This is a genomic window from Halorubellus salinus, from assembly GCF_020567525.1.
Classification (GTDB): Archaea; Halobacteriota; Halobacteria; order Halobacteriales; family Natrialbaceae; genus Halorubellus; species Halorubellus salinus.
This window is the reverse complement of sequence record NZ_JAJCVI010000001.1, coordinates 433,369-448,326: the sequence shown is the minus strand read 5'-3', so window position 1 is coordinate 448,326 and position 14,958 is coordinate 433,369. Positions and strand designations below refer to the sequence as shown.

The following is a 14,958-nucleotide window of genomic DNA, read 5'->3' as shown; positions in this document are numbered from 1 at the left end:
CGCACCGATAGGCCTGGGGGCTCGACTACGAGCCGTTCCCGGACTCGCCGCTCTCGACGCCCATCGCCTCGAAGAGCTTGCGCTTCACGGCCTCCTCGGTCAACTGGAGGAGCGTGTCGCGGTTGTCGTCGTTCGTCTCGATACCCGTGAAGATACCGAGCGGGATCTCCGCGCTCGCCTGCGTCGAATGCCCGGCAGCCTCGCCGATGTCGCCGTACGCGTCGCTCAGCATCTTCCCGATGTTCATCCGGATGTCCTTCGAGCGCGCAGCGAGATAGATGCGGTCCTCGCCGATACCGAACACCGCGGTCGTCGTGATGCCTTCGAGGTTCAGGAGGTGCTGGGCGGCCTGCGCCAACGCGTCGCGGTCGCGCACGAATCCCGCGTTCGACACGAGGTGACTCCCCTGGACCTCGCGACTCTGGATGGCTTCCGCGAGCACGTCCAGCGTCTCCGGGCTCATGCTCGGCGACTCCACCTGCTCGAGGAGGTCGTGGTTCGCGAACGGATACAGGTACGCCGCCGCCGTCAGGTCCGCGGGCGTCGTATCCCGCTTGAAGTCCAGGGTCTCCTCCCGGATCCCGTACAGGAGGGCGGTGGCGACCGCCTCGTCGACGTTCATGTCGAACTCCTGGATGTACTTCGTGAGGATGGTCGACGTGGAACTCATCGCCGGGCGGATGTCGACGAACGCCGCGTCGTACTCCTCCTCTGGCTCGTGGTGGTCGATGAGGACGTCGACGTCGAGGTCGATCGCTTCGCCGGACTTCGCGTGATCGACGAGCGCGATGGTGTCGTACTCGTCGTGGTCCTCGACGTCCGCCCAGTTCAGGAGCTCGATACCGAGGAGGTTCACGAACGCTCGGTTCTCCTGGTGGCCGATATCGCCGAGATAACAGATGTCAGCGTCGACGCCGAGCGACTCCGCGATCGCCTGTAGCGCGGCGGCGCTCGCGATGGCGTCCGGGTCGGGGCTGTCGTGCGTGAGGATGGCGACGCGGTCCTTCGTCGCGGACAACACCTCGCCGAGCTTCGACGCCTTGAACTCGAGCTCGCCGGATTCCAGGCTCCGCATCGCGGCGTCCGCGATGACCGCAGACGGATTGATGACGACGTCCGCGCCGAGTTCGGTCAGCTCGTCGCCGCTCACGGGGTCGCTCGCGCGCACGACCACGAACTGCTCCTGGTCGCGCTCGCGGATGTGTTCGACAGCGCGCTTGTTCGCCTCCACGTCCGAGGACATGATGAGGACGACGTCCTGGCCACTCACCTCTTCCGCGACGTGCTCGTCGCTGATGTCCGCGACCTGCGCGTTCAGGTCCTGGTCGCGTAACGCCTCCACGCGACCCTCGTCCTTGTCGACGATGAGGACGTCCTTGCCCTGCTCGACGAGCTCCTCGGCGACCGCGTGCCCAACGCTCCCACACCCGAGGATCGCGTACTTCGACATCGAGGAGATCGTGACCCCGGTACTCATGTATGCCCCAACTAACTCCCACGTCACTTAACCCTCCCGAACATTCTCGCAGCACTCGACGGGACCGAGACCACCCGCCAGCGACCGTGCAACCACACCACGCACCCTCACCGAATGAAAACCCTTTTTAACACGACCCCGTAACGAACGAGTGCACTCAGGGCCGGTAGCTCAGTTAGGCAGAGCGTCTGACTCTTAATCAGACGGTCAGGGGTTCAATTCCCTTCCGGCCCGCTTCTCTCGCGGTCATTTCTGATTGTCCAGACAGCGTCGGGTTCCTTTTAAACTCATTGCTCCTGATCGATGTGAGTTCGACCCGTCGTGGGTTGCGGGTGTCCGCCGTCCTGCGACGAGTTGAGTGTGGAATCTCTTGTAATAAAAAAGCCGGCCGGCAGATACTGCGAATTTACGTCGACTTGCTCGCGCGCGCACCACCCTCCAAAGCAACGTCCGTAATCTGATAGATGTCTGTCGGCGAGCACGCGACTTGCAGCGGCGTGCCATCGTACCTCGCCGCGCGCGGATTCGACCTCTGGTGTACGAGTGCGACAGCCTCTCTCGTCTCGTCACTGTAACCTGCCAACGCGTTCTCTATCAGGCCGTCTTCATCCTCGATGACGAGGTGGTCTGCCCTACACCTCTCGACGCCGTACTCGGCCACCAGCTCGCGAAGCCGCCCCCGCAGACTCGACTGTAGGTCGTCGACAGCGGGATAGAGGAGGTACTCGTCGACTCCCGAAACGCGTGCGGTGCTGTCGAGGATTGACTTCGGTAAGAGATCGACAATCTCGGGCGCGCTCATTTCCTCGCGCGGAGCCGTATCGTCACCCTCCATCTCCATTCGGTCTCGCCGGACGCGTTTTGGTACCGCCTCGCGTCCGAACGCGATGACATCCGTGGGCCATTCCAAGGCGCCACGAAGGATTTCGGGAACGCGTCCCCGGTAGACCGCCATCCGGTCACTATCCTCGATGACTGCGAGGCGCGACTCAGATCGAACGTGTCCGTTGCGAATCTCTTCGACCTTGCGGACGCGGTATCGATCGAGTTCCCCAAGGTATTCGTCGCGCTCTTGGTAGAACCTTTCCTCTGTCCCCGACGGACTCAGCGGCCGATAGATCGGTTCGGTGCGGACGGGTTCGGCTAGCTTGCGAACCTGTGCCGGTTTCTCTTGCCTCCATCGAGCGAGGATTGTCTCATGCGCTGTTACGAGCGTCTTGGCTGCCAGATTTGTCATCCACCCCGCCCTGAGGTCGTCGATTGTTTAACTGCACTGCCTCGGGGAGTGATTCGGAATGGCAATAGTCGTAGCAATTCCCAATTTGCACCACCACTCGGGGCCATCTTTGAGTTTTCAACGAGAGGACTGCACTCTCGAAACGCTTGAGGCGACGAGATCGACCGGCCGAAGCAGTTGGAGCACGGTGAAATGGTAATCCCGGAACCTTCCTACTCAAAATAAAGCCTCTAAGATGCCTGATTTCCGGCGTCTAAACAAGGCCCAGTCGGTCTATCCAGAGTCCTCTTCGCTCACTTCCACGATAGAGCCTTCTGGTACCGTGAATTCGGGTTCTTCGCCTTCCTCTATTCGAAATACACGCAATTGCTCCCCTTCATCGATGATCTTTGAAACGCCCTCGTATTCCCGTGTCTTCCCGCGGTCATTGTGGATTAACGCTCTCATGAGCCGAATATCTGGTTCCTTTGCCTAATACCTGTGTACCAAAGGCGAGCCCTCGGCGAAAAGGTTGCAGAACTCTTTTGCTGGATACCCAAGTCGACCTCCCGGATATTTATATCAACATAGTTTAAAATAACTTCCGTAGTAAGAGTCCGATTACCCTCTCCTGAGTGACCTAATCCTCCGAAATCCAACTCTGTGTACGCTCGCGACGAATACGAGTCCTGATGAACTTCCGCTCAATTCCATTTGGCGACTCAGGGCCAAAGAACGGGTTGATCCATAGCTCACGACGGAGGTCATCAGGACGCTCGTCGTCGTGCTTCGTCCAATCCTCAACGACAGACGCGTGCGCTTGTACACGGTTGTCTCGGTCAGGTACTCCGAGGCGCCGGTCTCGTTTCCGAGCCCACTCGCGCCGCATCGATTCGATTCGGTCGGCCATCATCGTCTCTCACCTCCACTCGGGTGTCGGTCGTTAGTTGTACTTCTCGACTCAGACGCATCACAATTCGCCTGTTCTCGATTCACTCTGCATCAAGATTTCACCTACTAAAGGGTATAAGTCCGTCGTCTGTCGGGGTTTGAGTTCGGTGGCGTTTACACTGAACGAGAGGGATAAATGGAAAACAGAGAAGTTCAGTCGCAAGCCGCGACAGTCGAACCTCCGTTCTGCACGCTACCACCATCGTCTGCGAAGTCATCCAACCTCGTCTGCTCTTCACTGATTGCCCGCCCAACTACTCCGTCCGAGAGCCGTTCGCGAGCGTAATCAAGGACGTGCCCCGTAGGTTCTCTCTCCCCGCGCCACGGCACCCACGCGTCCCCTTCACTATCCCTGTGGAGGTAGTATTCGAGATTACCCTCCAATTGTTTTGGATGAGTCCGCACGAGTCGAACGTGCTCGTCGAGTTCGACGGGGAATGTGCGCTCAAACATCTCTAGGGCTTCTCAAAGGCTCGAAATCATCTCGCTCTACCTCACAATCCACGCGGTAGCTGAGACGAATAAGCGCCTTGTGCGCGTCAGAAAGGTCTCCGGTGAAGGCGGTGTCAGAGAACGCAACGCCAGCAGCGTAGCCGATGTGGACGATACCAGAATCTCCTGCACTGTACAGGCTGACGATGACCTCACCATCACGGACATCAATCAGTACCTTCGCTCTACGGTGATTTGACTCCTTTATGAAGTCGCTCACCGGCTGGCACTCGTCGAGCCTCCCGTCAAGAATCGAAGCCACGTCACTCATCGCGAATCACCAGTCTGCTCGGCCTCCTCGGCGAACTCGAACCAATCATCCACCGCGTCAAGATACGTCTCGTGTACTGCATGCACGGACTCGTGTGCGTCCTCTGGCGATTCAGTCACGACGCTCGTATCGACTGCCGCACATTGTCATCACCTTCGCGTCTGACCGAGACTCGGTGACCACCGTGGTCGCTGTAGTCGCTGAACGTGACTTTTGCCATCAGGTAGTACACCTCGCCGCCGTCGCGTGCCGAGAATCTCATCAAGACCGCCATCCGACGTTCTCCATCGGGAGCGTCCATCGGTCGAATTCTGTAGTCCTCGACGTGCGCCTTTGCCTGTCCGTAGATGTTCCTCGTCCGATCCTCCTCTATCGATTTCGAATCTTCGTCGTACATTGTGTCACTTTCTTAGTTGGCATCATCACCTCCTGCATACGCCCAAGGTCTTCGAGGCCCGCTCCCGCCTATGAGGCGAGTCTACATTCAGCGGGTAGGGTTGGTTCAGAACCAGTCAGAGTCTTCGAGTGCCTCCCAAGTCTCCGCGGAGACGAACAACTCTTTCATGGACGTGGCCCGTCGCAAATCCACCTTGCGATTCCAGCCGTCGATGGACGGCGGCACCTTCTCTCCCGTCCTGCCGGCGCGGCGGTAGTCTTCTTCCTGTACGAGTTCTCTGATTGTGTCGAGGTCAGCGGTCATAGTGTCGTGTTGTGGTGTTGGTTGGCGTCATCGGCTCCATCAGGCGCCCAAGTTCATCTCAAACCCCGTCCCGCTACGATGCGAGTCCGACGGGTACGCGGTCTGCTGGTTGTTGAACCGATGCGATCGGATAAGGATTCGTGGTCAAGGCTGCCGGGTCAGTCGTTGTAGTACCCCTCATCGCCGAGGACGACACACTCGTAGGGATCGCCCGTCCAGACCGCCTCAACATCCATCTCTGACGAGCAGCACGCGTACCTACCCTTTTGTGGATAATCGCATTACGAATATTTGCGGAGAGCGAGCCCCCTTGGGAAGGGTTCGCCGGGAATCACGGTTGGTCAGCGAGGGACACAGACCCGCTTGGGACGGGTCTCAGGACTCCATTTTTCACGCGGCCACACAGACGCTTATCCGATAGCACGGATGTCGAAGAAAGTATGCGAGGCCCCGAGTTCGACGACAGTGATGAAGGATTGAACGTACTCGTACACGAGCACGGGATTGACCGCGATCTGCTGGACGAGTTGTTCTCCGAGGCCGAGGACAAAACCCAAGAACTCGAGGACGAGGCTGGACTCGCCGACGGGCTCGACATCGACATCGTGCAAGGTTACGTGAAGATCGCGTTCTGCGAGTACCTCTCTTGGGCGGACGAGGAGGGAGATCGAGATGTAGGATTCTACTGCAGGCGCACGATGACAGAGATGACCGTCGATACTTGCAGAAACACACAGATGCTCATTGACCGAGTCGCAGACCGCCACCCTGAGGTCACACTGCTACACGACTCGATTACGGACGGCAGAGAGTAGGTCAGTACCCGACTTCGATAACAAAGTGTTCAGGCGTCTACCCCCTCACTCACCAACTTCCGCTATCCTATCGATGAGGTGACGAACCACCGAGTGTCCGGATATGTGCGAGGAACTGGACAAGGAGGAGCGCGGACGGCGAGGCCTCGAAGAACTGCGAGACCTTCTCGAAGAGATCGTCGAGGAGGGAAACAGCCGCCACCCCGGAATCGGCGCCACCATCGACGCAGCGCGTGGGCTGGAAGGCCTTGACCGCGCAGAAGACGCTTTGGACAAGTGGCAGGAGCGGGACATCCACGGCGAGTGGCACTCCGGGCGAGGTCGTCGTTGTACTTGCGAATGGTGTCGTCGGTGAGGGACTCGATGTCGTCGATTTCGTCTCTGGGGTCGATATGGGTGGGAGGTTCGTCTGTGTTGGAGATGCGACTGTTAGCTTCGACGGCGACTGCGGCGGGGCCGACGACGTCGTTGGTGTCATCACTGGTAGCCTCCTCGAGTAGGCTGTCGCGGATGGTGACGAGGCTCTCGTCGGCGACATCACTGATGTTGTCTTCGGCGCGGAACGTGATTTTGGCGAGCTGCGGGTTTTCGTTGTACATAGATTTGTCTCTGCGGTGTTTCGGCATCTCAATTGCTTAGTTGCCTGTTCGTATGTCGTCCGGCTGTCTGGCGTGCTCTAGCTCACTGTAGCGGCCCCATCATACCAAATCAGTTATGCACTCGGCCGATTGCTAATTAATAGTTCTCCTTTTTGAGAAACAACACAATACTTTACTGATAGTATGGCTATTTGCGTTGCACTGCGCTAGCAGCATTATCTACATGAAAAAGGGCATTGTGGCTGATTTTCCACGAAGTCAGGGACTCATGGTTTCTCGAACCAACCCAATGGATGGGTGAATGTATTCGTGGATACGGATTCATAGTTTTAGGACGCTCTCCTGTAGGAGACCGTAGACACGGTTCGGTTCCTAACCCACTGAGGAGAGGGGAGTACGTAGACTAGTTCAGACAGTTAAGCTCCCTACGAAGTTCTTGCGATGCTGAAAATCCAAGTTAGAGGCAGAGCGTCAGCGGTTCGCTGGCGGCTCCAACTCTCGCAGTGAGTCGGCGGCTTTTGCTCGTGCGAGCAGATTTCGTCCTGTCTCACATCCGTCTTCGACCGACACCGGTTCAAGTCCTCTGACGGTGTCACTGACGTACAGTGCCGTCCAGTCCGGCGTGGAGCCGTACGGGCCGTCCAGTGTCAGCGTCGTGTGGAGTTGGTAAGTTTCCCCGCCGAACTTGACTGCATCGACAGGGCCGACGATGGGTTGTGCGTCCGCCGGCGTCACCGGAATCCGGAGGTCAACTGTCGGCTCCCCCCTCACGAGGAACTGGTGGGCCATCTCAACCGATGCCGCGCCGGCCTCGGCCAGTTCTTCGACCACGTCTTTGAGCGCGACTGTCTCGGCCGGCCGCGACTCGTAGACGGGTTGGGTCTCCACGATCTCCCGGACGGTAGTGACGCCATCCTCGATTGCGACGGGGTCGAGTCCCGCCATCCGCTCGGGTACGTACACCGGTACCCGGCGGTAAAGGTGCAGGCCGCCCCGAAGGACGTGATAGACACAGACGGGCGTCGGTTCGCCAGCGATGCAGATGTCGCCAATCTGTTGTTCGTAGGGCCGATGACCGACCTTCTCATTCAGGTACGTGGCGATGGTTTCCTGCTGGTCATTAGGGGTGCCAGCGGGAAGATGGTAGTAGAGCTGTGCGGGCTCATCGACGAGCGACGGCGCACTCGCGGCGACGTATGTGGCGCCGTTGTCGACGAGCGTTTCTGCGACCTCGCTGAGGTCAGGTGTGGTTGCCATAACGGCGCCGGTACCTTACCGACCCCTACTTATATGGTTCAAACCCGGCAGCCTCTCTACCGTCAATAGTGTGGTAAGATGAGCCGCCCGTTTTCGCCTTCACACTCACCCGGAGGGTAGTTTCTCGACGTCTGAAGTAGGGGATGTGAGGGCTTTCTCAACGGTCGTTTAATGTCATCAGTAACCGCGATAGCGGGAAGGAAAACATCTCACCGAGACAGTTGATCCTCCGTCTTAACCACGATTTTAAAACTCGACTGCTCCAAGATACTCAGTCTTCACGCTCCCTCCATCGCGGTAGACCCGGTACTTGTACGGGCCGTGTGGACACGACGAACAATTCTCCTTTCCACATGGCACCTCCTTCATCACGATTGTGCCGTTGTGAGTTCGTCTTACCCCTAAAATCTGGTCTTCCTCGCCCACGACTTGGTCTACCTCCTCGTCGGGGACAAACTCACGGTGTGTGGCCAGCCCATCCGCGTAGTCAGCAATCAATCGGAGCGTGGTCGGATCCTGTCTATCGAGGGCATCGCGAATGTACTGAGCGACCTCGTCCGGCGGTGACGGTGCGGCCGGTTCTTGTTCTTCTCTCTCATCGGTTGAGGTATCGAGGCGTTGCCTCCCTGTGGTCACATAGGACTGGTTCTGATCGATGCCGACGTAATCCCGCCCTGCCTGCTTTGCGGCGACCGCGGTAGTTCCTGTCCCGACGAACGGGTCGAGAACGAGGTCGCCGGCGAAAGAGTACAATGCGATTAGCCGATGAGGGAGTTCCAGTGGAAAAACCGCGGGGTGGTCGATCTCAACATCTGGGTTCGGACGTGGAAGCTCCCAAACACTCTGTGCATACTCGCGCCACTCCTCAGTGGTGAGTTTGGAGACTTCACGCCGTTCACTCCCCACGAGTGGGAGATTGCGCCGATCATGGTAGTCCTCGGAGACGTACTTGCGGAAGACGAGAACGTACTCATGGCGCTGATTCACAGGTACGTTCGTCGGATATGGGTGCGAGCCAAGGAGAGCGCCATCGCCGTGAGTTGCATACTGCTCTTTGACCCAGACGAACTCGTCGAAGAAATCGAAGCCAGCGTCTCGACATATCTCCATTACGTGGCTCCGTAGCGGGACGCGTCGGTATCGGCCCTCACCCTCGGAGTCGAAGGACGCTGCTATGTTGATGCAGACTTTCCCATCGGGTGCCGTCACGCGGAACAATTCGGAGACGACGTCGCTCATCAACTCCCGCCACTCGGCGACAGGACGCCGGTCGTCGCTATCGTCCTCGTAGTCTTTTCCGAGGTTGTAGGGCGGACTGGTGACTGTCAACTGCACGCTCTCATTAGGAACCTCCGACAGTTGATCGCGTGCATCCCCAACGAGGAGACGATTGCGTGACGACACTATACCCTCACCTCTCAATCGACGGTGATGAAAGTGCCTGAATGAGGGAAAACAATTCGACACAGAGCCGTCTCACGACCGCGAAGTTTCGTACACTTCCTTGTGGTAGGCGAGAACGTCGCGGACTTCACCCGCCGGCAAGAGGAGCGGAAGCGAGTTATGAGATCGCCAGTCGCTTCCAGTGATGTCGCTCATGACCTTTATTACGACGCGTGCGATGTAGTCTCGCTTCTCCTCGTCATCGATTCCCCGTCTGATGACCTCAAAGAGGGCGTGCCAGTCCGCCCCGTTGAGTCCAAAGGCAACGTAGTTCTCACCGTGACCGACGACCGGACGTCGTTCTGCACCCTCGAATGCGTCGTAGTTCTCCTGCACGCGTTCGAGGGCACGGTACACCTCATAGGGGTCGAATTCCATCGCCTCTGCCTCACGATGGAGCCAATCCTGACCGCGTTGGGTGTCTGCGAGTAATTCGCGAACGCTAGGCCTATGGCTATTCTCACGCGCTGCGTCGTGGAGTGTTTCGGCTTCGATTTCGTCATCAGTTGTTGTCGTTGCGAACTCAGAGTTACTCTGGTTCTCACTACGGTTGTCCATTCAGTCCAGTCACACGTCGAGGCAGTTCAAGTGATAAGGATGTTGTCCAAGGGGTGAGTCATCTCCCACACAGCCGTCTTGTCGAGCTCTTCAGATGAGAAAACAGTCAAAAAGTCGACTCAGAGGCCGTCTAATGTTACTCTGGCCTGAGCAGGCTACCGTGTCTGCCTTCTTAAGTATTCCATCGTAGCATAGAGTGCGATGTCAACTGAAAGCGACTCCGTCGACGCTGACCGGCTGAATAGTATCGAACGCCGCCTCGAAGAGATGGTCGAACGAAAGTGGACGCCGCTGGTTGAGGAGCACGACTACGAGCCGATGGAAGTGGAGCGACGGGAAGAGGGCGTTCTCGTCGGTTCCCTCGACAAATACGGCGTCAACCTTCTGAGGGACGATGTCATTCGACAATTCAACAGCGGCTACTATGACATCGACATCTGGTTTACTGACCGAGGGCGGGGTGTTATGGTGCGTCCGATCAGTGAGTTGGAGTTCTCTTCCGTGCCTGACGGGATGGACGTCCACAAGGCAGCTGCCATCAAGGGTATCTCGGATGCTAACGTCCACGTTCCGCAAGTTGTCGGTTCTAGCCGTGCGGCATGGCTGAAACATTTCGAGACCGAAGCAGAAGCCGAAGAAGCTGCCGAGGTGTTGAAGACTCCCATCGAAACTGCGTACAAGGGAATGTGGGGAGATGGAGTTGACGAACTCGAAGTCCGAGAGTTTGAGGAGACCCGTGAGTGGCTCGCGCCCGACTCGTGGTATTCGGTTCTCGTCCACTACAAGTGACCGGCTGCCCAATCACGTCAAGGGACGCTTTCGTTCGATTCCCTCACTGAGGAGAGTCTCTACGGTCACTTTGCTCGCTGAAAGCTCTGCTGCGTCGATGTGCCCGGGTCTGCTTCGAAGTCATACGAACCCTAATCACAGCGCCACTCCTAGTCGACTCTCGCCAGTTCGTGCTTGACGGTTCGGTTGACGACCTACAATAGCTGCTTCGAAACCAGCTGCTCTGGGATGTCGCATCCAACGTAGGGGCAGGTTTTCCACGAAGTAGACGACTGGTCTGGAGAGACAGAAGTGAATCGACTTGAGCCGGGCGAAGTCCTTGGTTTCGAGGCAAGAGAAGTCAATGATGACCTCGGGGTGTGTGTTGAACATCAGTCCATGGACGCGGAAGGTATGAACCTCTGAACCTACTCGCTCATGGCCAATACCCCTACGGAGCGGCCTCATTCGAGCATTCTGCAGTTCTACTCTTCGACATCCTTCGCACTCTCCTCCGCATTGAGAACCATTACCCGTAGATAGTAGACTCGGCCTTGATTGTCCTCTCAGTCAGGTCGAAATGAGTAGGAGTAACGACCGATGTGCCATCTCCTGGTAGTGGTGTTTAACAGGGTTGGTACTAAAACGAGACTCAAATGAGTGCCGGCAACGACCAGCTCCGAAACGAGTTGGAGCGAAAATTCGAACCGCCTATCGACGTGTTGCTCGATCCGTCGCTTCTCGTCGCAAGTCGGTCTCTCGACCGATTGACCGACTCTAACGTCTTCTCTTCACAGACCCAGGCCACACTAGGGGGCACGCCGACACAACCTCGGCTTGGCGAACTCTACGTTCCCGCGGCGTTCTACAGACTGCTCACGGACGAAACGGAATCGACCGTCCAGAAGTCGAACTTGTGGGACTTCTACCGTGGACAGGCTGAACCAGCTTTTCCCGAGGATGTCGGTGAACTGCTTGATCAGAACGGCGTGGAGGGCTTCTCTGGTAAAGTCCATGCCGACTTGCAGTGGGGGAACGCGATTAACGACCCTGACCGGCGTGAGAGACTGTTGATGGCCCTCCAGGAGGAACTCTCGTTTCTCACGAATGGTGGCGTTCTTCTTTCGAGGTCGCCGGCGGCTCTCACCGCTCTACGAGATGCTGGTCTACCAACTGTCGATGTGGGTAAGGCAGAACTGACCCCGGAACTGCGAGAGACGTTGACTGGTATTGGCTACAGAACCCCGGCTGACGTCTGTTCGTTCGCCGTTTCCTCAGCCCAATCGACGGTTGACGCACTCACGGGAAGCATACTCAGAACTACTCCAGATACCATTCTGTACCACCTGGGCGACTGACGTCCTCAGTTCCCACAACAGGTGTCACCGATAACGCGGTTCCTCTCAAGAGCAAGCGGGTTCTCCTCCGTCAGTTGCCGCCCGCAGCGATCACAACTCGGCTCTTCCATCACTCCCGCTCCAATGGCATACGAGTACGATTTCTCGACAGTCGCATCACCCGTGGTGAGTTCGAGGATGAGATCGCCTCGCTCGTACGAAACCGACGTTGCTGCTACCGGTCGCATTCGGACGGTCAGGTCATGTCGTTCCCGAACTTCTCGCCGTTTCTCTGGAAAATTCCTATCTATCTGTTCCGTGAGATCATCGAGTTCGGCTCGTCGGTCATCCAGTTCCGACTGGAGTTCCTTTCGCTTCCGGAGAGCTTCGACACGTTCCGCCTGTTCGGTGGCGGCGTCGATTGCTTCGGTCTCGTCTTCGATTCGATCGTTTAGGCGACTGATCTCTTCGTCTATCTCTTCTCGGCGCTGCTGTACGAACTGCCGATACTCGTCTAGCTCCACCTCTGCAGCACGCGTCGCACGTTCCCGTGTGTCTCGAACCATCGGTGCAATCTCGCGTTCCAGAACTTCGTTGGTAGTCTCGATCGCGTCACTCAACGTCTGCTCATCGAATTGCCTTCCCTCAGAGGGGTCTTGCTGGTCGTCTTCAGCCAGATCCAAGTACGTCTCCGCGAGTCGAGGGCGCTCCTCGTGATCGTTGAGGTCGACCGCTACTGCGTGCAGCTCCTCCGTCTGGTACTCGCTGACGGTTTCGATGCCGACGTGGAAGAGCGCACAGAGCGCACGTCTATCGTAGTATGGAGTGAACGATCGATCCACGACTTCGACTGTTCCACCAGTGATCCACGGGGGCAGTTGCAACTCGAACTGGTCTTGTGTCAGTGAGAGCACCCCAAGGGGTGTTTTGTCAGCCGATTCGTCGAGCATTCGCTCTACGAATGGCGCTTCCGGTGAAATGGCGATAACTCCCTCGTCGACCTCGTCCGGATCGCTTACAATCTCCAGTACGTCGCCATCCAATTCCAGAGCGGTGTCAGCGTCGCCGGGGAGCGTGACTGTCCACCGACGTCCCCGCTTTTCGATTTGGGCCCCCAGCGACCGCAAGTACGCCTCAGTAAAACGCTCGACTGCCCGCTCGGTGACTGGGAGGGCTGCGTCAGTCATCACTGTCCCCCAAGTCGAATCCCTCGAAGACGCCCTTGTTGAAGTCCTCGAGCTTGTCGGCGAGGTCGCGCTGTTCCTGCAGGTCGATCGCCATTGCGTCGAAGTCGTTCTCCAGTTCAACCTCCGAATCTGCAGAGACCAGCCGTTCGAACACTTCGTCCTCGAAGTTGCGCCCCGTCTCTTCCAGTCGAGTCAGAATCTCGCTCAGCTCGCCGACCGACTGTTGGAACAGGTCGATCTTGTGGTAGAGTCGCTCAAGGACGTACTCCTCGATGGTATCTTCCAGCGCGATATTGAACACGTAGACCTCTCGTTCCTGCCCAATGCGATGGATACGACCGATGCGTTGCTCGACCTTCATCGGATTCCAGGGCAGATCGTAGTTGACCATCACATTGCAGAACTGGAGATTCCGACCCTCGTTCATGGCGTCTGTCGAGACGAGAACCCCACCCTCCTCCTCGAACCGTTCGACGATTTCCTCCTTCTCGTCGCTGCTGTGCCCGCCGTGGAAGGGATGAGTTGTGTAGCCCTGATCAGCGAATGTCTCAATCAGCTTCTGTTGAGTCGCCCGGAACTGGGTGAACACGATCACTCGTCCTTTGTCCACGCGTTCCCGTGCCTCACTGGTAATGCGCTGGACGCTCTCCAACTTCGTCGGTGTCTTCACCGCGTCGACGCAGTCGAGAATTCGATTGAGCTGGTCGGCGTGAGCGACGACCTTCCCGTCTTCAACGTCGAGTTGCCGCTCCACGGTCTGTTTGAGTGCTTCGGGGCTACTGACTACCTCCTTCTGAAGAGTCATCAGAACGAGCTTCTGGCCTTGATCTTCGCCGTAGGCCGTGCGAACGTAGTCAGTCACGGACTGGTAGAGGTCTTTTTCTGCCGGCGAGGGTTCGAAGGTACGCGTCGTCACATTGCGAGGCGTGAAGTCGATGTCCGTCTCGTCACGGCGGTTGCGGATCATCACCTTCCGTAGACGGTTTTGGAGTTCGTTACGGTTGACCAGCGTCTCCTGTGACTTGTTGACGAAGTAGTTGTGGAACGCCTCACGCGTCCCGAACAGTCCCGGTCGAAGCAGCGAGATGATGTTGTAGAGGTCGGTGACGTCGTTCTGGATCGGTGTTGCGGTGAGGAAGAACGCGTAGTCGTAGGAGAGCTTCTCTAAGAGTTCGTACCGGTCGGTGTCTTCGTTCTTCACGTAATGAGCTTCGTCCAGCACGAGGACGTCCCAGTCGCGGGCGAGGACGGTCGAGCGGTGGCGGTCGCTCTTGGCGGTGTCGATGCTGGCGATTACGTGATCGTGGGCGTCAAAGCCAGCGAAGTCATCGTCGTAGTTGCAAGTGAAGTCGAGACCGAACTTCTCCAGCATCTCTCCCTGCCACTGCTGTGCGAGTTGTGCCGGCGTGAGAATTAGCACCGCGTCGTCAGTGCCGCGGTAGTGCATTTCCTTGAGAATCATCCCGACTTCGATGGTCTTCCCGAGACCGACCTCGTCGGCGAGGAGTGCCTTGCCGTCCATCTCGAAGAGGGCGCGGTGTGCGGCGTCAACCTGGTGTTCGAGGAGTTTGACGTTCTCCTCGTCGAGGTGTGAGAGCGAACGGAGTTCGGAGTCGGGCTGGCCAGCTTGGAGTCGATTCGCCTGAACGGTAAGGAGATGCTCAACAAGGGAAGAGGACTCTCCAGCGTCAGCCAGTAACGTATCCTCGTCCTCGTGGCGGAAATCGACCTCCACGAGATTCTCTCTCGACATCTGCTTCCATCATTTCATCGGAGGTGTTTCTGTGTTTCCCCTGGCCGAAGCCAGTCCATTGCGGCGGGTTGAACGAGTAGACTCGTTCTCGTTACTGCCAAATTATATTATCAGTGGGTCATTTATTTGACTTC

The 14,958-nt window shown here is 57.6% G+C and carries 16 protein-coding genes and 1 tRNA gene; 4 read left to right on the top strand and 13 right to left on the bottom strand.

The window, feature by feature from the left end:
* Positions 1 to 25: 25 nt before the first annotated feature.
* Positions 26 to 1,477, bottom strand: coding sequence for a DHH family phosphoesterase (locus LI336_RS02250; RefSeq protein WP_227130990.1), 1,452 nt, complete (start codon positions 1,475 to 1,477; stop codon positions 26 to 28).
* 160 nt (positions 1,478 to 1,637) lie between these two features.
* Here LI336_RS02250 and LI336_RS02245 point away from each other — a divergent pair.
* Positions 1,638 to 1,711: transfer RNA gene (locus LI336_RS02245), tRNA-Lys, on the top strand.
* Between the two features lie 172 nt (positions 1,712 to 1,883).
* Here the strand turns inward: LI336_RS02245 and LI336_RS02240 are convergent.
* The 6 genes from LI336_RS02240 to LI336_RS02220 form a co-directional block, all read right to left on the bottom strand.
* A complete protein-coding gene (locus tag LI336_RS02240; RefSeq protein ID WP_227130989.1) occupies positions 1,884 to 2,714 on the bottom strand; it encodes a hypothetical protein in 831 nt (276 codons plus the stop codon).
* 273 nt (positions 2,715 to 2,987) lie between these two features.
* Entirely contained in the window at positions 2,988 to 3,161 is a 174-nt protein-coding gene (locus tag LI336_RS02235; protein WP_227130988.1) for a hypothetical protein, read from the bottom strand.
* A 928-nt stretch (positions 3,162 to 4,089) separates the two neighbouring features.
* Complete coding sequence (locus tag LI336_RS02230; RefSeq protein WP_227130987.1) at positions 4,090 to 4,407, bottom strand: hypothetical protein; 318 nt, start codon at positions 4,405 to 4,407, stop codon at positions 4,090 to 4,092.
* Entirely contained in the window at positions 4,404 to 4,526 is a 123-nt protein-coding gene (locus LI336_RS20070; RefSeq protein ID WP_264475225.1) for a hypothetical protein, read from the bottom strand. The genes LI336_RS02230 and LI336_RS20070 overlap by 4 nt, the downstream gene beginning before the upstream one ends.
* On the bottom strand, positions 4,523 to 4,804 hold the full coding sequence (locus tag LI336_RS02225; protein WP_227130986.1) for a hypothetical protein: 282 nt from the start codon (positions 4,802 to 4,804) through the stop codon (positions 4,523 to 4,525). The genes LI336_RS20070 and LI336_RS02225 overlap by 4 nt, the downstream gene beginning before the upstream one ends.
* A 105-nt stretch (positions 4,805 to 4,909) precedes the next feature.
* Positions 4,910 to 5,107, bottom strand: a complete 198-nt coding sequence (locus tag LI336_RS02220; RefSeq protein ID WP_227130985.1) for a hypothetical protein — start codon at positions 5,105 to 5,107, stop codon at positions 4,910 to 4,912.
* A gap of 440 nt (positions 5,108 to 5,547) precedes the next feature.
* Between LI336_RS02220 and LI336_RS02215 the strand changes: the two genes are divergently transcribed.
* Complete coding sequence (locus tag LI336_RS02215; protein ID WP_227130984.1) at positions 5,548 to 5,922, top strand: hypothetical protein; 375 nt, start codon at positions 5,548 to 5,550, stop codon at positions 5,920 to 5,922.
* Between the two features lie 62 nt (positions 5,923 to 5,984).
* Here the strand turns inward: LI336_RS02215 and LI336_RS02210 are convergent, their stop codons facing one another.
* From LI336_RS02210 to LI336_RS02195, 4 genes are all read right to left on the bottom strand, one after another.
* A complete protein-coding gene (locus tag LI336_RS02210) occupies positions 5,985 to 6,521 on the bottom strand; it encodes a hypothetical protein (protein WP_227130983.1) in 537 nt (178 codons plus the stop codon).
* Between the two features lie 471 nt (positions 6,522 to 6,992).
* Positions 6,993 to 7,778, bottom strand: coding sequence for a hypothetical protein (locus LI336_RS02205; RefSeq protein ID WP_227130982.1), 786 nt, complete (start codon positions 7,776 to 7,778; stop codon positions 6,993 to 6,995).
* Between the two features lie 246 nt (positions 7,779 to 8,024).
* Complete coding sequence (locus LI336_RS02200) at positions 8,025 to 9,113, bottom strand: DNA-methyltransferase (RefSeq protein ID WP_227130981.1); 1,089 nt, start codon at positions 9,111 to 9,113, stop codon at positions 8,025 to 8,027.
* A gap of 141 nt (positions 9,114 to 9,254) precedes the next feature.
* A complete protein-coding gene (locus tag LI336_RS02195; protein ID WP_227130980.1) occupies positions 9,255 to 9,779 on the bottom strand; it encodes a hypothetical protein in 525 nt (174 codons plus the stop codon).
* 201 nt (positions 9,780 to 9,980) lie between these two features.
* On the opposite strand from LI336_RS02195, the gene LI336_RS02190 reads away from it, so the two are divergent.
* A complete protein-coding gene (locus tag LI336_RS02190; RefSeq protein ID WP_227130979.1) occupies positions 9,981 to 10,568 on the top strand; it encodes a hypothetical protein in 588 nt (195 codons plus the stop codon).
* Between the two features lie 635 nt (positions 10,569 to 11,203).
* Positions 11,204 to 11,905, top strand: coding sequence for a hypothetical protein (locus LI336_RS02185; protein ID WP_227130978.1), 702 nt, complete (start codon positions 11,204 to 11,206; stop codon positions 11,903 to 11,905).
* 5 nt (positions 11,906 to 11,910) lie between these two features.
* On the opposite strand, the gene LI336_RS02180 is transcribed toward LI336_RS02185, so the two are convergent.
* Together LI336_RS02180 and LI336_RS02175 are read right to left on the bottom strand one after the other, a co-directional pair.
* The gene (locus LI336_RS02180) at positions 11,911 to 13,071 is read right to left on the bottom strand and encodes a hypothetical protein (RefSeq protein ID WP_227130977.1); all 1,161 of its coding nucleotides are present in this window, start codon (positions 13,069 to 13,071) and stop codon (positions 11,911 to 11,913) included.
* Positions 13,064 to 14,824, bottom strand: coding sequence for a DEAD/DEAH box helicase (locus LI336_RS02175; protein WP_227130976.1), 1,761 nt, complete (start codon positions 14,822 to 14,824; stop codon positions 13,064 to 13,066). Before LI336_RS02175 ends, LI336_RS02180 begins: the two co-directional genes overlap by 8 nt.
* Positions 14,825 to 14,958 lie beyond the last annotated feature (134 nt).